The organism is Bradyrhizobium sp. JR4.1, assembly GCF_040548605.1.
GTDB lineage: Bacteria > Pseudomonadota > Alphaproteobacteria > Rhizobiales > Xanthobacteraceae > Bradyrhizobium > Bradyrhizobium canariense.
Genome location: NZ_JBEPRY010000002.1, coordinates 647103 through 663792, shown reverse-complemented (window position 1 = coordinate 663792; position 16690 = coordinate 647103). Strand labels below are relative to the sequence as shown.

Genomic DNA, 16690 nt, shown 5'->3' with positions numbered 1-16690 from the left:
AGATGAATGTAACGCAGCTCGACATTTCCCGACGCACGATCGCGCTGGCCGCAGCCCTCATCGGCACGGTCTCGCTCGTGATCGGCGCCCATGCTGCCCTGAACATGCGGGCGCTCGATGCCGCCAAGGCCGTCTCGACCGACCAGGTCACCGGCTCGATCGGCCAGGCCTCGCGTCTCGCCCTCGTCATCGGCAATGGGCACTACCCCGACGCCAATGCGCCGCTGACGCAGTCGATCAACGACGCCCGCGCGCTGTCTTCGTCGCTGCGCAAGAACGGGTTTGACGTCGACATGGTGGAAGACGCGACCAAGGACGACATGGTCCGCGCCGTCAATCGCCTGAAGTCCCGGATCAAGCGCGACACCGTCGTCATGCTGTTCTTCGGCGGCTACGGCGTGCAGGCCGGCCGCGAGAGCTACATGCTGCCGGTCGATGCCGTGATCTGGAAGGAAAACGATGTCCGTCGTCAGGGCGTCTCCATCGAAGGCGTGCTCGACATGATGAAGGAGCAGGGCGCCAAGGCCAAGCTCGTCGTGGTCGACGCCTCCCGCCGCAATCCCTATGAGCGCCGCTTCCGCTCCTACAGCCACGGCCTCGCGCCGATCAGCGCGACGGACAATGCGCTGATCCTCTCCTCGGCTTCGCCCGGCAAGGTCGTCGACGACGGCAAGGGCGAGCACAGCGTGCTTGTCAGCGAGTTCCTCAACAACCTCAATGCGCAGGGCAGCGCCGAGAGCGTCTTCAACAAGACCCGCCTCGCCATCTCCCGCGCCAGCGAAGGCGACCAGGTCCCGTCCGTCTCCTCCTCGCTGCTTGAGGACGTCCATTTCGGCGAAGCCGGCGGCTAGTTTTTCTTAGGTCTTGTAGGGTGGGCAAAGGCGCAACGCGCCGTGCCCACCATCTCTCCAACATTTCGATAGAAGACGCGCTCTATAGAAGACGTGGGCACGCTTCGCTTTGCACACCCTACGATGTGCGTGTTTAACGCACATCTGCCTCTCCATCGTCATTGCGAGCGGAGCGAAGCAATCCAGAATCTTCCCGCGGAAAGATTCTGGATTGCTTCGTCGCTTTGCTTCTCGCAATGACGATTGTGGCGATTACTTCGCCGCTTCCGCAGCCATCACCGTGCGCACCGGATCGCCTTCGCGCAGCAGCGCGCCGGCGCGGGCCACGACGATATCGCCTTCGTTGAGGCCGTCGCGGATCTCGATATTGCCGCCCGACATCAGTCCGACCTCGACGCGCTTGGTCTCGACGCGGTTGCGGCGGATCACCTGCACGACGGTGCCGGCGGAGGAATACTGCACCGATGTCAGCGGCACCGCGACGTTGCAGCTCTGGCCCGACTTGATCAGCGCGCGGCCGCTCGCATTCAGCAACAGCCGCTTCTGCGAGGAAATGCCGATATAGACCATGCCTTGCTGGATGTTCGGCTCGACCGTCGGGCCGATGCGGCGCACCTTGCCGTCGATATCGCCCGCGCCGGCGATGCGCACGGTCGCCACCTGGTTGACCGCGAGCTTGCGCATATCGCTGGTCGCGACGAGGGCGACGAGATCGTACTCGCTGCGCGCCACGATCGTGAACAGCGCCTCGCCCTTGGCGGAGGCGAGGTTGCCGATCTGCGCGGTCGACGTCGCGATCACGCCTGCCACGGGGGCGGTGACCTGAAGTGTGCCGCCCTCGGGCAGCGCCAGCCGCGCCAGCACCTGGCCTGCGGTGATGGTGTCGCCGGCTTCCGCCAGCACCTCCGTCACCTTCAGGCCGGGCCGCTCCGGCCGCACCGAGCTTGCCTCGCGCGCGAGGATGGTGCCGGTGCCCTCGACGATGTCGGAGAAACAGGATTTTGCGACCTTCAGCACCGTGACCGCCGGCCCCTTGGGCGCGTCGTCATCGGCGGCGGCAGCGGGCTGGGCCGACAGCAACAGCAGTCCGGTGAGCGCAACGAGATGTCTGGAAACAGAACGCGCAGGCAATGAACGCATGGGTCATTCCGGTTGGGGCCTTGACGGCCTTATCGTTAGCAGAAGCGATCGCTGCGAGCCAAGGGCACATCAGGGCCGGCCGAATGAGAATGCCGCAGCAGCACGGGCGGCGCGATGCCGCCCGTGATTTAGTCTTCGGGACCGGCGCCAAGGTTCGCTGTCTTCCACTGTCCCTGCGGCCATCCTTCGAGACGCCCGCCTGCGGCGGGCCCTCAGGATGAGGTCATGCTTCGCGGCGGGATGTCAGACCCTCATGGTGAGGAGCCCGCCAAAGCGGGCGTCTCGCACCATGCAGGCCGAACTCATCCCGCAGCGGAGCAATCTCACGGCAGGCTCAAGAACTCCACCCAGTTCGGCTTCTTGCCGGTGGCATAGGACTTCAGCTTGGCGAGCGCGCCGCTGCTCTGGTCGATGGCATAGACCGTCATGCTGTCGGAGAGCTCGCCGACTGCGGCGAGGTAGCGCCCGCTGGGATCGATGTGAAAGCCGCGCGGCTGCTTCTCGGTCGGCACGCTGCCGATGGTGGTCAGCTTGCCGGTGGTTGCATCGACCTTGTAGGCGGTGAGCGTGCTGGTGGTACGCTCGGAGGCGTACAGGAAACGGCCGTCGGGGGTGATGTGGATGTCGGCGGCCCAGGGCTTTCCGGTAAATCCTTCCGGCAGCGCGCTGGTGCGCTGGATCTCGTCCCATGCGCCGCCCTTGGCCTCATAGGCGAACGCCGCGACGTCGCCGTTCAGCTCGTGGAGGAGATAGACGAACTTGCCGTTGGGGTGGAACACGAAATGCCGCGGCCCCGATTTCTCTGGCACCTTGTGAGCCGGCGGATCGCTCGGCGTGAGCGTGCCGGTCGTGGCGTCGAACGCGAAGGCAAGAATCTGGTCGGAGCCGAGATTGGTCGCGAACGCGAAGCGGTTGTCGGGCGAGGGCAGGAAGGCGTGCGCGTTCAGTCCGGTCGGGATCACCTGCTTCGGCTCGCCCGCGACGCGGTTGGCGAGCAGCGGATTCAGTGCGACCTTGTTGCCGCCATAGGAGGCGCTGAACAGGAATTTGCCGCCGCGGTCGATGGCGATATTGGCCATGCTGTCGGCGAGCGGGCCGTTGCCGATATGGCTGAGCTGGCCCGTCTTGGGATCGATCGCAAAGCTCACCGCAACGAACGGCTGCGAGCGGACACCGGCGATCAGCACGCGATGATCGGGCGTGATCGCGAGCGGCGTCGAGGAGCCGGGCTTTTCGACGCCGGTGAAGGCGGCCTTCTGCACGGGCGTCATCTCGCCGCTCTCGGCCATTTTGAACACGCTGATGTCGTTACTGTCGGCATTGCCGACATAGGCGAAGGTCTCGGCCATGCCGGCGCGGACTCCAGAAATGAGAGTGAGGAAAGCAAGCGTGGTGGCGATCGCGGCGCGGGGTACGCCGGATCTGATGCGTCGGGTCGGTCTCAGCATGGGGTCCCTCCTGGATGCCGGTGCGGCATTTGTCGTTTTGCCGGGAGGATAGCGGCAGCCGCCCCGCCGCACCAAATTCCAATTGGGATCGATTGATGCCGAAATGGTATCGGTGGGAGGCTTACCGTATCGCCGCTGTGCGGGAGGGCAGATGGGGCCCGGGCGGGGTGTGGGGCGGCCCGAGCACGGTCCACACGGTGACCGCGAGCAGCGCGCAGGTCAGGATCGTCCAGGCGACAAGTCGTTTCCGCATCAGGCCGAATCCGTCAGTCATATGAATGAGAATGCTCCCGGGGGTGGGCCTGGCGATCGTGCGCTGCAAATCGCGGCGATCCTATGAACTCGTTCACAGGCGAACCGAACCAATGCCGCGCGAGCGCATTGAACCGGCATGTCCCGTGAAAACGATCTCGAAGGTAAGCCCGACATGGGCGGCAAGCATGGCGGTCAGGCCGGCCAGCCCAAGTCGCCGCCGCGCCCGCGTCAGGCCGAGCACGATGAGGACGTCGTGGCAAAGCGCCACACCGGCCAAACCGATACCAACGCCGCGCCGACCAAACCAAAATAGCACCTCGCCCGCGCCGCTCGCGGACTGGGAACGGCAGCCTCGCCTTGCCGTTACCCTGATCCCGCGGGCGGAGCAGATCGAAACGGAGGCTGGCACGTGTTTTGGATTTATTGGGACACCGCCTGGTCGCTCATCATCAGTGGCATCATGTTCGCCACCATCGTCGCCCATCCCGACGCCGAGTTCGTCGAGATCCACGCGGCCAAGCAAATCAAGTGAGCCCGCGCGTCCGGTTCAAGGCGCATCGTTGCATGCTGCGCCGCGCCCGGGACATTAGAATTCAAAATCTCAAATCATGCTGCCGGGCATGAAGCAGCGGATCTTGGCGCGGCCGTTGACGTAATACGGCCAGACCATGGTGCGGCCGGCGCGGTTCGGCTCGGTGATCACGGTGTCGTCGGGCACCTCGATCCAGTCGCCCAGGAGTCTCACGCGATAATGTCCGTTGCTCGTGTCCCAGTCGACATCGTCCAGCGCCGTGCTGTCGGCGTCGGCACAGCAGGGACCTCCGCCTTTGCTGTGCAGGCTCTCGAACCAGCCCTTGAGGGGAGAGTTCGCGTAGCGACCGTCGTCGCGGGCCTGCACGGATGGGCCGATCATGGCAGCAACCGCTACGAGAGTGATCATCCTGAATGCCGCGATCGCCATATCTCCTCGCTCGATCTCGCGCGCGCAAGAGCGCAGACGAGGAGCCGCCTGCGCTGCACGTGACGCAATGCCGGCTGGCGCCCGCTGATCGGGTTCCAGCCGTCTCAGCAGGGCAACCGCGAGGATCGATGTTTGATCCTATTTTCAAGGGCGCGGACTTATCGAGTCCGCGCCCTGCTTCAGCTCTAACCCGGCAAGCGGTCAGTAGTCCCAGAACACCGGCACCCAACGGAAGGCCTCGCCGTCGGCTGCAACCCGACCCACGGACGGGAACGGCAGGTGCGTCGCCACCAGCATTTCGCCGGTCTCGGCAAGCTGTCGCAACAGACGGATGCGAACGCGCGCGGCCTCCTCGGGGTCGTGCTCGAAGCCGTTAAACCAGTCGGGTTGCTCGAACCCGACGGCAAACACGGCATCGCCGGCGAATGTCAGCGCGTCATCGCCGGACGCCATGCGAACCACGCTGTGTCCGGGGGTGTGACCGCCGGTGCGACGGGCGATGACGCCGGGCGCAATCTCGTGCTCGTCATCGAACAGCCGCAGCTGAGGGCCGTACTCCTTCAGGAACTGCTTGGCGGTCGATCGAAGCGCGTCCGGAAACCCTTCCGGCATGGCAGTGCGGGAGAAATCAGGCTTTTCCCAGAATTTGACCTCGGCGGCCGCGACATGGATACGCAGGTCCTTGCGCAGCTGCTCCTTCACGCCGTCGACCAGCAGGCCGCCAATGTGGTCCATGTGCAGATGGGTCAACACCAGATCGGTCACCGCCGAAAGATCGATGCCGGCGGCCGCCAGTCGCCTGATCAACTGTCCGGCGCGCGGCAAGTTCAGGTTCGGGTCCGAGCCCAGTCCGGCGTCGATGAGGATGGTCTTGCCGCCGCTGCGGACCATGACGGCGTTCAGCGCCCAGTCGAAAGCGTCCTGCGGCAGGAACATGTCGTGCAGCCAGGTCGCCCGCACCGCCGGGTCAGCGTTGTGCGCGAGCATCTTGGTCGGCAACGGCAGCACGCCGTCGCTGACCACCAGCACGTCGATCTCGCCGATCTTCAGCGCGTAGCGCGACGGAACGAGCTCTTCGGGTCCCGATGACACGGGATATGAGGTGTTGTGCAGATTCATGTTGGTCTCCTGTTTTGAAGGGTTGGGCGCTCGGTTGGTGTTGACTCTGGCTGGTCATGGTTGAGCAGGCCGCGCCGCCAGGGAGAGCGCGGCCGTCATCGCTTGGTGGATTAGAGGCTCGTCACGCGTTCATCGCGCGGTCCAGCCGCCATCGACGGAGATCGTCGTCCCGGTGATCTGGTCGGCCGCGGCCGAGCACAAGAAGGCGACGGTGCCACCGATCTGCTTCGGGGAGGCGAAGTCCAGCGACGGCTGTTTTTCGGCGAGAAGCTCTTCGGCTGCTTGCTTCTGGCTGATGCCTTTCTCCGCCGCGATGTCGCTAATCTGTTTCTCCACGAGCGGCGTGCGCACCCAGCCGGGACAGACCGCGTTGCAAGTGACGCCACTGCCGGCGGTTTCAAGGCCTACCACCTTGGTAAGGCCGACGAGGCCATGCTTGGCCGCGACATAGGCTGCCTTGTGGGTGGATGCGACGAGGCCATGCGTGGAGGCGATGTTGACGATGCGGCCCCATCGCTGCTTTTTCATCTGGGGCACGGCCGCAGCGATGCCGTGAAATGCCGCCGACAGATTGATGTCGAGAATGGTCTTCCACTTGGCGGGCGGAAACTCCTCGACTGGTGCGGTGAACTGGATGCCGGCATTATTGACGAGGATGTCGAGCCGTCCGAATTTTTCGATGGTCGCCTCGATCATTCCGCGCACGGCGTCGCCATCCGACATGTCGGTGCCGTCATACGCGACGCGCACGCCGTCCTCGCGTTCGATGCCGGCCCTGATGTTCTCGATCGCTCCCGGTTCGCCAAAGCCGTTCAGGACGATATCGGCGCCGAGGCTGGCCAGCTCTCTTGCGATCCCGAGGCCAATGCCGCTGGTCGATCCGGTGACGATCGCTACTTTGCCTTTCAACATGAAAAACTCCTTTCGATGATGGTTGCCGGCGACGTCAATCGCGGCGGTGAATGTCGTGGGTGACGATGCCGAGTTCGGAAGGCGGCGGCTCGAGGCGCCGTCCGTCGGCAAGCGTGCGGCGGATGTCGTCCCGCCCGCTTTGCCAGTGCGCGCGCATCGCCTTGGGTCCGAACTCGTAGTCCTTGGAGTGACCCTCATGGAGCTTGGACTGGTAGATCAGGTGGATGATGTTGTGGGAGCGGTGACGGGCGAGCTCGGCGATGGCGTGCATCTCCGGATCGTTTCTTGCGGCCTCCGGCAATCTGTCGATCGTCCGCTGCAGCGCCTGACGCATCTCCTGCATCCGCAGCGCCTGGTCGGTGACGGCGCGGGTGCGACTGGAATACTGAATGTCCTTCTGTCGGCTCGAAACCTCCATCATGTCGTGCGGCACGCGGCCCCGCGCCGACCAGAGATCGATCTGGAACGTCAGCGTGTCTTTCGCATCGCCCGACAGCACGCGGGAGAGAGGCGTGTTGGAGACCACGCCACCATCCCAGTAGTGCTCGGAGTCGATTTCGACGGCGGGAAATCCGGGCGGCAGCGCGCCCGAGGCCATGAAGTGTTTCGGACCGAGCCGCCGCTCGGCTGTGTCGAAATAGGTGAGATTGCCGGTGCGGACGTTGACCGCGCCGACGCTGACGCGCACTTCGCCCGAGTTCAGCCGGTCGAAATCGACCAGCTGTTCCAGCGTCCGCTGCAACGGCGCCGTGTCATAGAAGCTGGTCGACGCGTCGCCCGAGAAGGGCGACCACAAGGGCGAGGGGAAGCGCGGCCTGAAGAAGCCGGGCTGGCCCTGGAACAGCGCGCGCATCGCGGCAAGCGTGTTGTGCAGGGAGTTGAAGTCGAACGCGAAGGGTAGCGCGCCGGCCAGTCCCTCGCCGGCAGGCCATTCCACCGGGGTTGCGCAGATCGTCTCCCAGAACTCGCGCAGCCGCGCCACGCGCTCGTCTTCCGGGGAGCCCGCGATGATGGCGGCGTTGAGCGCGCCGATCGAGATGCCCGCCAGCCAGTTCGGCCGGATCCCGGCCTCGTGCAAGCCTTCGTAGACGCCCGCCTGGTAGGCGCCGAGCGCGCCGCCACCCTGCAGCACCAGCGCAACGACGTCGTAGGGCAGCGGATTGACCGGTCGTGCGGAATCGATTTGTTCGCGCGTCACGTTGAACATGGCGACTACTCCTTGCAATGCGACCCGTTCGGTCAGCCGGCCTGTGTTTCGGTCAGGATTTCAGCTTCGGCTCCACGCGATCGCGCCACCGCGGACCGCTCCAGATAGTCGTGCACCACGGTTCCTAATCCGAGCGTCAGGTCGGCAACGATATGCTTGGCCGAGAGCACCTGAAGAACCGGCAGCTCGGCGACCGGCGCGAGCGCGTGGGAGAAGAGATCGAGCGCGGCGGGCCCCGTCCATGCGCCCTTCACCGTCACGTCTTCGAGATGGAAGCGGACCAGCTCGCAAATGCGTGCGGTGCCGTCGACATGCGGAATGATCTTCAGCAGGAAATTGGGCGCGATGAGCTTCCGTGCTTCGGCGGAAAGATCGAGGGCGCGATGCTTGTAGCCCATGGTGCCGGTGGCGATGCGCACCGAACCGTAGTCCAGCGTACCGACCAGGGTATCGGTCTCGACGGCCAGCTTCGGCTGGGCCAGCTTCTTGGGAAAGCCCCACAGCTCGCGGCCACCGGCGATCGGCGGATGGTCGTTGAGGAACATCTGGTGGACGAAGCTGCCGGTCTGGCCGCGGAAGGACACCGGGATGATCTGGCCGCTTTCCGTGTAGTCGCCGAAGCCGGTGGAATCGGGCATGCGAATGAATTCGTAATTCACCACAGGCTCGGTCAGCTCCAGCGGCTCCGGCACGATCCGGCGCAATGCCTCCGGGTCGGTCCGGTACTGGATGATGAAATATTCGCGATTGATGAAGCGATACGGGCCGGGCGGGAAAGCCGGGTTCGTCAGCGGCATCGCGAACGCGAGGTTGCGGATCTGCTGGTTCATGCTGTGGGCTCCTGAATGATCGGTCTGCAGTGGCGGCCGCGAGCCCCGCGGGAGCGCGGCCATCATCACGTGGGCGTCTAGACTTCGGTCACCCGTTCCGGATCGGCCGACGCGAGCGCCAGGGCGCGCTCCGCCTTCGGCGGATAGATCCAGACGGTGTTGATCTCACGCTTGGTCTTCTTGGCGACGTCGCCGACCAGCTCGACCTTGCGCTCCCAGCCGCGTGTGAACAGCGCGCCGGCTTCGCCGAGGTCCAGGCAGGTGACGTAGGCCTTCTGGTGGTAAGGCCTGGTCGGAACGCCGAGCAATTCGGCCGCGGCATTGTTGCCGGCAAAGGCGCCCATCCGTGTGGCGTGCTGGCACGACATCAGTGCGTAATTGCCCTCGTCGTCGCAGGCGGCGCGTGCCGCGTCGCCGGCCGCGAAGACACCCTGAACGCCTGGCACCTGCAAGCAGCGATCGACCAGCAACCGTCCGAAATTGTCGCGCTCGGCGGGAATCTGCCCGGTCAGCGGCGCTGCACGCATGCCCGCCGCCCAGATCACCGTCTCGGTTTCGATGTGCTCACCGCTGGACAAGGTGACGCCGCTCTCGTCGAGCGCGGCGACGCTGGCGCCGAGCCGTGTCTCTACGCCAACCTTGCACAGGGCTTCCTCGATGACGGGGCGGGCGCCTGCACCCATGTCGGGTGCGATCGCAGTGTTGCGATCGACGATGACGACGCGCGTCCTGGCATTGGGGCCCAGGATTTCGCGCAGCCGCGCCGGTATTTCGGTGGCCGCCTCGATCCCGGTGAAGCCGCCGCCGGCGACGACGACCGTGTCGCGTCCGTTCACGGCAGGCCGCTTCGCGAGACCATGCAGATGCTTGTCGAGCGCAACGGCATCGTCGAGCGAATCGACGCTGAAACCATGCTCGGCGAGGCCCGGAATGTTCGGACGGAACAGCCGGCTGCCGGTGGTCACGACGAGGCGGTCGTAGGACAGCGTCTTTCGCGCGCCCTTCGCGGGCGTGATCTGCACCGTTCGGGCCTCGGTGTTGATCGTCTCGGCGCTGCCCTGGATGTAGTCGACGTCGATCGCCTCGAGGACGTCGAGCAGCGGGGCCGTCAGGGTTTCCGGCTTCGGCTCGTAGAGCCGCGGACGGACCACCAGCGTCGGCTCCGGTGAGACGAGCGCGATCTGCAGATCTTGCGGCGAGACGCCTCGGATGTCGCGCAGCCGGGCTGCGGAAAGGGCGGCGTACATGCCGGCGAAGCCGGCGCCGATGATGATGAGTCGCATGGATTCTCTCCTTGGTTGCTGTTCGAAAGACCGCGCGCGACCGCGCTGCTGCGTTGGGGGCAGCGTCCGGCGTCGGCGCGTGGAGGTGGGTTGGGTCGCTGGCCTTAGGGCGCGATGCAGCGTGCCTGCAGCGAATTCGGTGGCCGGCCGTAGCCTAGGACAACGGGCTGAAGCTCACTTCGACTCCAGTCCTGATAGGGAAGGCCGGGGCCATTTCGGATCATGATGGAAACGGGCGGCTGTGCCGGGTGCATGGTGTAAGCTGGAATTTCCACTTCCTCGCCCGTCGCCGAGGTGAAGCGAACGGCCAGCGAGAGTCCGTACAAGGTCGCGGTCGCAAGGCTTCGGCGGCGTGAGGCAATCAGCCGTCGGTTGACGAAGTTTTTCCAGGTCATCTTTGGTCTCCCTCGATTGGTCTGGACATGGAGATGATGTAGCTGACCCGATTTGCCGGTGCCCCAGCGCGATTGCCGTCGTTGTCGAGAGATTGCTGCTAACGCATGCGCCTGCGCCAATCGCTCGGCGTCTCGCCCGTCAGCTTCTTGAATGCCGCGGCGAAGGCGGTCTGCGAGGAGTAACCAAGCGCCGCGGCGACCGAGACGATCGATTCGTCGCTCTCCCGCAGCATGTTCATGGCCTGCTCGAGCCGGTGCTGGCGCAGCCAGGCATGCGGCGACAGCCCGGTGCTCTCCTTGAAGGACCGGCAGAAATGGAAGCGCGATAGCCCGGCATCGGACGCCAGCGCATCGAGCGAGACGTCCGTTTCGCTATCGGAGCGCAATCGTTCGATTGCACGGAGCAGGACCTTCGGCGCCAGTCCGCCCATGGTCGGCTGGAACGTGGTTGGCGAGCCTGCATGCGCAGCCAAAAGGCGCGTGGCCAGAAGATCCGTGAGCTGATGCCGGAACAGCGTATCAAGCACGCCATGGCTCTCCAGCGAATCCGCCGCGCTCAGGAGCAGTCGGGACGTGATCGTGTCGGGATGCGCCGTTCGCTCAATCAATTCGGCGGGCCCGGCGGTTCCGGCCTCGCCGGCGATGCGCTGCAGCGTTGCGTCGGGAAGGTAAAGCTGCACGACGTCGACGGGCTTCGGAATGTCCCATCGGGAGCTCGACCCTTCCGGAACGATGTTCACGACCCCCGGACGAAACGTGCCGATCGAGATCGATTTTCCCGAGCGCCGCTCCATGCGCTGCATCACGCCTTTATGCGCCATGACCACGTGGTGGCGCATGGGCTCGACCACGTCGTGCAGCGGATCATGCTTCCAGTGCGCGATACCGGCACCCGAGGAGTCCAGCGCCACGCGAAACGGCTCGGTCCTGAGCACACGCGCCATCTCCGCGTCGGCGGCACGCCGTTCGGACGTCGAGCGGTCGTCAGGCTGTGCGTCGGGTGCGGGCGGCAAGCCCTTGTGCGAGGGATTGCGCATGAGTGCAATGTTCCCGGTCATGGTGTGGCTCCTCCTGATCAGCTCGGGCTCTCGATCAGTCGTCCGCATTTGTACGGAACGGCGCGTGTTCTATGCGCCGCGATTGCGGTGCGTATTTCCTGAACCCGGCATGCTTTGTCCGATCCTGCTCCAAGCCGGCCCGCGCTTTCGCGAACGCACGGCGGGCGGGCGGGGAGGGGAAGTGCTTGTAAGAAAAGGGGGGCAGGCCGCCACACGGCCGTCACATCCTCCAAGCGGCGGGACCGGATGACGGGGCGCCGCTACGCCGCGGCCGCCTGTGCCGACAACAGCTGCTTCAGTTTCGCCGCCGGCACGGCAGGGCTGAACAGCCAGCCTTGCATCTGGCTGCATCCGAGCTGGAGCAGCACCGCGCGCTGCGCTTCGGTCTCGACGCCTTCGGCGGTCGTCGCCATGTGGCGGGCGGCGGCCATGTGCACCACCGCCTGCACGATCGGCGAGGAATCCTCGGGTTCGCCGATGTCGCTGATGAAGCTGCGGTCGATCTTGATCTTGTCGAACGGAAAACGATGCAAATAGCTCAGCGACGAATAGCCGGTGCCGAAATCGTCGAGCGCGATGCGCACCCCGAGTTCGCGCAACTGCTGCAGGATCGTCAGCGCCTCCTGGTCATCGCGGATCAGGACGGTCTCGGTGATCTCGAGCTCGAGCCGTCCGGGCGCGAGCCCCGACTCGGCGAGCGCGGCTGCCACCTTCAGCGCCAATGTCCGCGAGCGGAACTGCACCGGCGAGACGTTGACCGCGATGTCGATGTCGCCGGGCCAGCTGGCGGCCTCGAGGCAGGCCTGCCTCAGCACCCATTCGCCGATCTCGCTGATCAATCCGGTCTCTTCTGCAACCGGGATGAAATCGGCGGGCGAGACCATGCCGCGCTCCGGATGATGCCAGCGCAGCAGCGCTTCGCAGCCGGTGACAACGTTGGCCGCGAGATCGACCAGCGGCTGGTAGTGCACCTCGAACTCGCCGCGGGCCAGCGCCTGCCGCAGATCGAACTCGAGCTGGCGGCGCAGCCGCGCCTTGGCGTCGTATTCGGGCGCGAAGACACGGAAGGTACGGCGGCCCTCGGATTTTGCCGCATACATCGCGAGATCGGCGCGCTTGAGCAGATCGTCGGGATTGTCGCCGTGGTCGGGTGCGATCGCGATGCCGATGCTGGCATCGGTCGGGATGTCCTGGCCGTTGCAGTCCACGGGCGCGCGCAGCGCCTTCAGGATCTGCTCGGCGAGGGCCGTCAGCTCGGCGTCGTCGCGGGTGCCGGCCTTGACGATGGCGAATTCGTCACCGCCCAGCCGCGCGACCATGTCGTTGCCGCTGACGCAGGCGCGCAGGCGGTTCGCGACCTGGCGCAGCAACTCGTCGCCGACCTCGTGTCCCAGCGAATCGTTGACGCCCTTGAACTCGTCGACGTCGATATAGAGGATCGCGAACGGCTTGCCTTGGGCAAGCTCGGCGACGCGCCGCTCCAGATGGCCGCGCATCAGCACGCGGTTGGGCAGGTCGGTCAGCGCGTCGTAATGCGCCATATGCGCGATGCGCTCGTCGGCGCGGATGCGCTCGGTGACGTCGTCATGGGTCGCGAGCCAGCCGCCGGCGGCGCCGGGCTGGTTCTTGATCTCGATCAGGCGGCCATCGGAGGTCTCGACGATCGTGCTCTGCGTCTGCCCGGCATCGCCCAAAATGCGGTCGCAATAGGAATCGACGTCGCCGTGGAACGAGCCGGTGTCGTGGCGATGCCGGATCACCTGGCGGAAATATGCGCCGGGCTTCACCACATCGGCCGATAGCCCATACATCTCGATGTAGCGCCGGTTGCAGACGATCAGCCGCTCGTCCTGGTCGAACATCAGGAGACCCTGCGTCATCGTGTTCATCGCGGTGTCGAGCTGCTGCTTCTCCACGGCGAGCCGGCGGGTCATCTGGCGGAAGATGAAATAGAGCGTGAGTACGAGCAGGCCGATCGACAGCACGGCCACGGCCACGAAGAATTTCGTTTGCGTGTGCCATGTCGCCAGCGCCGCATCCAGCGACTTGGTCGCGACCACGACCAGCGGCTCGCCGGTCAGCAGGCGTGCGGCGACGATGCGATCCTTGCCGTCGATCGGGCTTGCGAGCTGCATCGTGACGAAGGTTCGCTCGAACACCGCCATCTGCTCGCGCGTGCCGTTGCGGAAATTCTGCCCGATCATCGCCTCCACATGCGGAACGCGCGCGAGCAACTGGCCGTTCTGGTGATGCATCGCGATCGAGGAATCCTCGCCGAGCCCGCTCGAGGCGAAGAAGGATTCGAGTTGCTCCGGCGCGATCGCGCGCGAGACCAGCCCGAGGAATTCGCCGTGGGGGCCGGAGACGCGGCGCGCGAATACGATGACCGGTCCGCTGCCCAACCGTCCGGGTACGACCTCGACCGCCTCCTGCGAAGCCGGATCGTTCTTGAGGCGATCGAAATAGCCGCGGTCGGCGACCGAAACATCGGCGACCGGCCAGCGCCGCGACGAGTTGATCAGCACGCCCTTGGCGTCGAACACGTTGGCACCGGCGACGTCGGACCAGCCGCTGGCTTTGGCGCGCAGCACCTCGTGCATGGCGAGCGTGCCCATCTCGCTGCGGAAGACGTCTGCGGATTCGATGCCATGGCTTTCGAGTTCCGCGATGATGCTCTTCTGCAGCACCGCAAAATCCTCGAACTCGCGGTCGAAATGGCGGGCGAGCAACCGGACCGCGCTCTCCACGCTGTCACGGCCGCTTTCAATTGCATTCTGCCGGAAGCGGTCGACGGTGAGCGCGGTGCCGATCGCCATTGCGGCCATCAGCACGAAGCCGCCTGCGATCAGCCATGTCAGCGGCGCTCCGCGCCAACGGCGCAGCAACGCGCGCATGCGCGCGCTCCATCGGATCGATGTGCCCATGCAGCCCTCCCGTGGGATGCAAGATGCGGCAAAACCGACAAGAGCGCGTTACCAGTGAGGGTTAGGAAAACATGAATCGGAATGGAATCAGAGGGTTGGTTCCATCGCTTGTCTGAAGGCGCGGTGGACCATGGTTCCCTCAGCGTCGGATTTCCCATCTCAACGCTTCCGTATTGGTCTTGGCGAACATCGATGGCACGTCGAAGGCCCCGGTCTTGAGGTCATAGCGGCAGCGCCAGTCGGCCAATCCCTTCACGGCGACGTTCTTCGGATGCTTGTCCATTTCGCCCGACAAGGAGATCACGAGGTAACGGTTGTCCGGCCAGTGCACGCCAAGGCCGCGATAGGCCTCTTCGGTGCCTTTCACGAGATTGGCCGAGATATGGTAGTCGAGCTTCATCTTCCCGGTGTCGGGCCGGCTGTGGAAATAGGCCCAGGCCAAGTCGCTGAACGAGGTCTTCGTCGCGCTGACGAAGGCACCCTTCTCGGCATGGTAGAGATAGAGGTCCTGCTCGCCGGAACCGGTCTTCTGCATCCGCACCAGCCATTGCGAGTCGGGGGTGAAGCGGAAGCCGGCCCCGTAGCCCTGCTCGGGCTTGAGCTCCGTCATCTGTTCGCCACGCCTCGTCCAGGCCTGCCATTTGACGTCGAAATCGCCGCCGTCCTTCACGTACTGCTCGATCCCCGTGGCGCCGTCGGGTGAGGTGAAGGCGAGATCGGCATTGTCGGTGAGGATGTAATCCGGCGGCGGGCCGGACGCGGCGAGCCCTGGAGTTGCGGCCATTGTCAGGGCAAGCACCAGCCCAACAGGCCATTGTGCGGGACGGCAAAATGCGTTCACGGGACAATTCCTCGAGAAAAATGCCGCGATGCGGCCTTGAGCATTTGACACCGGCGGGGGTGCGTCGGTTCATCTCCGTGCCGGCTCATCATCCTATCGACCGTCTTGCTGCCGTGACCAAAACGGCGCACCTTGCTGGGCCGATTGATTTGCAAAATTCTTCCTGATCAGGGTTCGTTTCCGATGTTGACCGCATCCAAGGCCTTCATTGCATTCTGTCTGCTCGCGGTGGGCGGCACCGTGCTGGTGATCGGCCCCACCGAGCTGCGTCGCCTGTTGCCGATGGGGGCGAAGACCGACATCGCCGCCAAGCCGGAACCCAAGGTCGAGCCCAAGCCGGAAGAGCCCAAGCTCGCCGCGGTCGCGCCGCCGGCGCCAGCTGCGTCTCCGGCACCGGCCCCCGAGCCGAAGGCGGGTGCGCTGGCCGAGACGCAAAAGCAGGTCACGGCCGCGCTTGCCGATCTTGCACCGGTCAAGCCGCCGCCGGCGGTTGCCGATAGCGGCCCCCGCTTCGACGTCGCACGCGTCGACGATCACGGCGAGGCGGCGGTGATCGCGGGCCAGGCGACGCCGGGCGCCAAGGTCGAGCTGTTGCGCGACGGCAAGCCGATCGACACGGTGGTGGCGGATGCCTCGGGCCAATTCGTCATGACGCCGCCGCAGCTTCCCGCCGGTTCCTATGAGCTGACCCTGCGGGCAAAATCGCTTGACGGCACCGTCACGCAATCCGGCCGCAGCATGCCGGTGACGATCGCCGAAGCCGCGCCACCGCCCGCACGCCCTGCACCCGCCGCGAGGCAAGAGACGAAGCAGGAAGCGAAGGCCGAGAAGCCCGACGACAAGTCGGATGTCGTGGCATCGGTATCGGACAGGCCTGCGGCCCGCCCCCGACTGATGGGCGCACCGAAACCGAAGGGCGGGTCAGGGGTGATGGCGCGGGCGCCCGCGGCCACGGCGGTTGCATCGGCCTCGCCGGCGGATGTCGTCGGCGGTGCACCGGCGGAAACAGGCGGCAGCCGGGTGATCTCCCGCGGCGACAGCCTATGGGCGCTCAGCCGGCTCGCTTATGGCGACGGCGCCCGCTTTGCCGTGATCTACAACGCAAACCGCGCCAAGATCCACAATCCCAATTTGATCTATCCTGGCCAGACCTTCGTGCTGCCGCAGAAGGCGGAGTGAAGGCGGCGCTTCGCCGCGGCTCCTGCGGCCATCCTTCGAGACGCCCGCCTGCGGCGGGCCCTCAGGATGAGGAATGAGTCTGCGGCGGCATTCAACGCAGAAGGATGCGCTGCCAAGCCTCATCCTGAGGAGGCCGCCAAGCGGTCGTCTCGAAGGACGAGGCGCTCGCTCAGGCGCCGCCGAGACGTCCTAAGCAAATACCGCGACGCTTTGCTCTGTACGCTTCCGGAACATTTGGTTCCCTCGCGCGTCATTGTGATGCGACGCGATGCGCGCTTGGCGCCGGA

17 protein-coding genes are annotated in these 16690 nt (G+C 65.4%); 4 read left to right on the top strand and 13 right to left on the bottom strand.

The annotated features are described in order from the left end of the window. Positions 1–2 precede the first annotated feature (2 nt). Positions 3–851 (top strand): caspase family protein, encoded by an 849-nt coding sequence (locus tag ABIB90_RS08345; protein ID WP_007598997.1) that lies wholly within the window; start codon positions 3–5, stop codon positions 849–851. Between the two features lie 252 nt (positions 852–1103). Here the strand turns inward: ABIB90_RS08345 and ABIB90_RS08340 are convergent, their stop codons facing one another. The 3 genes from ABIB90_RS08340 to ABIB90_RS08330 form a co-directional block, all read right to left on the bottom strand. Continuing rightward, positions 1104–1991, bottom strand: coding sequence for an efflux RND transporter periplasmic adaptor subunit (locus ABIB90_RS08340; protein ID WP_354200635.1), 888 nt, complete (start codon positions 1989–1991; stop codon positions 1104–1106). A 323-nt stretch (positions 1992–2314) separates the two neighbouring features. Then, the gene (locus tag ABIB90_RS08335; RefSeq protein ID WP_219683376.1) at positions 2315–3439 is read right to left on the bottom strand and encodes a lactonase family protein; all 1125 of its coding nucleotides are present in this window, start codon (positions 3437–3439) and stop codon (positions 2315–2317) included. 121 nt (positions 3440–3560) lie between these two features. Continuing rightward, positions 3561–3692, bottom strand: coding sequence for a hypothetical protein (locus ABIB90_RS08330; RefSeq protein WP_354127119.1), 132 nt, complete (start codon positions 3690–3692; stop codon positions 3561–3563). 138 nt (positions 3693–3830) lie between these two features. On the opposite strand from ABIB90_RS08330, the gene ABIB90_RS08325 reads away from it, so the two are divergent. Together ABIB90_RS08325 and ABIB90_RS08320 are read left to right on the top strand one after the other, a co-directional pair. Continuing rightward, the gene (locus ABIB90_RS08325) at positions 3831–4007 is read left to right on the top strand and encodes a hypothetical protein (protein ID WP_354200634.1); all 177 of its coding nucleotides are present in this window, start codon (positions 3831–3833) and stop codon (positions 4005–4007) included. A 96-nt stretch (positions 4008–4103) separates the two neighbouring features. Further along, entirely contained in the window at positions 4104–4226 is a 123-nt protein-coding gene (locus ABIB90_RS08320) for a hypothetical protein (RefSeq protein ID WP_007599008.1), read from the top strand. 69 nt (positions 4227–4295) lie between these two features. Here ABIB90_RS08320 and ABIB90_RS08315 read toward each other — a convergent pair whose 3' ends face one another. The 10 genes from ABIB90_RS08315 to ABIB90_RS08270 all read right to left on the bottom strand — a co-directional run bounded on the left by ABIB90_RS08315 (position 4296) and on the right by ABIB90_RS08270 (position 15224). Further along, the gene (locus tag ABIB90_RS08315) at positions 4296–4655 is read right to left on the bottom strand and encodes a hypothetical protein (protein WP_007599010.1); all 360 of its coding nucleotides are present in this window, start codon (positions 4653–4655) and stop codon (positions 4296–4298) included. 201 nt (positions 4656–4856) lie between these two features. Then, positions 4857–5774: an MBL fold metallo-hydrolase gene (locus tag ABIB90_RS08310; protein WP_354200633.1), complete on the bottom strand. Its 918-nt coding sequence runs from the start codon at positions 5772–5774 to the stop codon at positions 4857–4859. Positions 5775–5903: 129 nt separating this feature from the next. After that, positions 5904–6686 carry a 3-hydroxybutyrate dehydrogenase gene (locus ABIB90_RS08305; RefSeq protein ID WP_219683374.1) on the bottom strand — a complete coding sequence of 261 codons (783 nt, stop codon included), beginning with the start codon at positions 6684–6686 and terminating at the stop codon, positions 5904–5906. Between the two features lie 34 nt (positions 6687–6720). Beyond that, entirely contained in the window at positions 6721–7893 is a 1173-nt protein-coding gene (locus ABIB90_RS08300; protein ID WP_354200632.1) for a patatin-like phospholipase family protein, read from the bottom strand. A 32-nt stretch (positions 7894–7925) separates the two neighbouring features. Continuing rightward, positions 7926–8723: an acetoacetate decarboxylase gene (locus ABIB90_RS08295; RefSeq protein WP_007599014.1), complete on the bottom strand. Its 798-nt coding sequence runs from the start codon at positions 8721–8723 to the stop codon at positions 7926–7928. A 77-nt stretch (positions 8724–8800) separates the two neighbouring features. Then, complete coding sequence (locus ABIB90_RS08290) at positions 8801–10006, bottom strand: NAD(P)/FAD-dependent oxidoreductase (protein WP_354200631.1); 1206 nt, start codon at positions 10004–10006, stop codon at positions 8801–8803. Between the two features lie 104 nt (positions 10007–10110). Next, entirely contained in the window at positions 10111–10401 is a 291-nt protein-coding gene (locus ABIB90_RS08285; RefSeq protein ID WP_007599017.1) for a hypothetical protein, read from the bottom strand. A 98-nt stretch (positions 10402–10499) separates the two neighbouring features. Then, positions 10500–11459: a helix-turn-helix domain-containing protein gene (locus ABIB90_RS08280; RefSeq protein ID WP_219683371.1), complete on the bottom strand. Its 960-nt coding sequence runs from the start codon at positions 11457–11459 to the stop codon at positions 10500–10502. 260 nt (positions 11460–11719) lie between these two features. After that, positions 11720–14383: a bifunctional diguanylate cyclase/phosphodiesterase gene (locus ABIB90_RS08275; RefSeq protein WP_354200630.1), complete on the bottom strand. Its 2664-nt coding sequence runs from the start codon at positions 14381–14383 to the stop codon at positions 11720–11722. 139 nt (positions 14384–14522) lie between these two features. After that, complete coding sequence (locus ABIB90_RS08270) at positions 14523–15224, bottom strand: hypothetical protein (RefSeq protein ID WP_354200629.1); 702 nt, start codon at positions 15222–15224, stop codon at positions 14523–14525. 183 nt (positions 15225–15407) lie between these two features. On the opposite strand from ABIB90_RS08270, the gene ABIB90_RS08265 reads away from it, so the two are divergent. Continuing rightward, complete coding sequence (locus tag ABIB90_RS08265) at positions 15408–16403, top strand: LysM peptidoglycan-binding domain-containing protein (RefSeq protein WP_354200628.1); 996 nt, start codon at positions 15408–15410, stop codon at positions 16401–16403. Positions 16404–16690 lie beyond the last annotated feature (287 nt).

What these genes read in the sequence shown, in the direction of transcription:
- ABIB90_RS08275 (WP_354200630.1), bottom strand. Translation starts at nt 14,383, where the DNA reads ATGGGCACATCGATCCGATGGAGCGCGCGCATGCGCGCGTTGCTGCGC.
- ABIB90_RS08325 (WP_354200634.1), top strand. Translation starts at nt 3,831, where the DNA reads ATGTCCCGTGAAAACGATCTCGAAGGTAAGCCCGACATGGGCGGCAAG.
- ABIB90_RS08305 (WP_219683374.1), bottom strand. Translation starts at nt 6,686, where the DNA reads ATGTTGAAAGGCAAAGTAGCGATCGTCACCGGATCGACCAGCGGCATT.
- ABIB90_RS08345 (WP_007598997.1), top strand. Translation starts at nt 3, where the DNA reads ATGAATGTAACGCAGCTCGACATTTCCCGACGCACGATCGCGCTGGCC.
- ABIB90_RS08335 (WP_219683376.1), bottom strand. Translation starts at nt 3,439, where the DNA reads ATGCTGAGACCGACCCGACGCATCAGATCCGGCGTACCCCGCGCCGCG.
- ABIB90_RS08300 (WP_354200632.1), bottom strand. Translation starts at nt 7,893, where the DNA reads ATGTTCAACGTGACGCGCGAACAAATCGATTCCGCACGACCGGTCAAT.
- ABIB90_RS08280 (WP_219683371.1), bottom strand. Translation starts at nt 11,459, where the DNA reads ATGACCGGGAACATTGCACTCATGCGCAATCCCTCGCACAAGGGCTTG.
- ABIB90_RS08340 (WP_354200635.1), bottom strand. Translation starts at nt 1,991, where the DNA reads ATGCGTTCATTGCCTGCGCGTTCTGTTTCCAGACATCTCGTTGCGCTC.
- ABIB90_RS08290 (WP_354200631.1), bottom strand. Translation starts at nt 10,006, where the DNA reads ATGCGACTCATCATCATCGGCGCCGGCTTCGCCGGCATGTACGCCGCC.
- ABIB90_RS08295 (WP_007599014.1), bottom strand. Translation starts at nt 8,723, where the DNA reads ATGAACCAGCAGATCCGCAACCTCGCGTTCGCGATGCCGCTGACGAAC.
- ABIB90_RS08315 (WP_007599010.1), bottom strand. Translation starts at nt 4,655, where the DNA reads ATGGCGATCGCGGCATTCAGGATGATCACTCTCGTAGCGGTTGCTGCC.
- ABIB90_RS08310 (WP_354200633.1), bottom strand. Translation starts at nt 5,774, where the DNA reads ATGAATCTGCACAACACCTCATATCCCGTGTCATCGGGACCCGAAGAG.
- ABIB90_RS08285 (WP_007599017.1), bottom strand. Translation starts at nt 10,401, where the DNA reads ATGACCTGGAAAAACTTCGTCAACCGACGGCTGATTGCCTCACGCCGC.
- ABIB90_RS08265 (WP_354200628.1), top strand. Translation starts at nt 15,408, where the DNA reads ATGTTGACCGCATCCAAGGCCTTCATTGCATTCTGTCTGCTCGCGGTG.
- ABIB90_RS08330 (WP_354127119.1), bottom strand. Translation starts at nt 3,692, where the DNA reads ATGCGGAAACGACTTGTCGCCTGGACGATCCTGACCTGCGCGCTGCTC.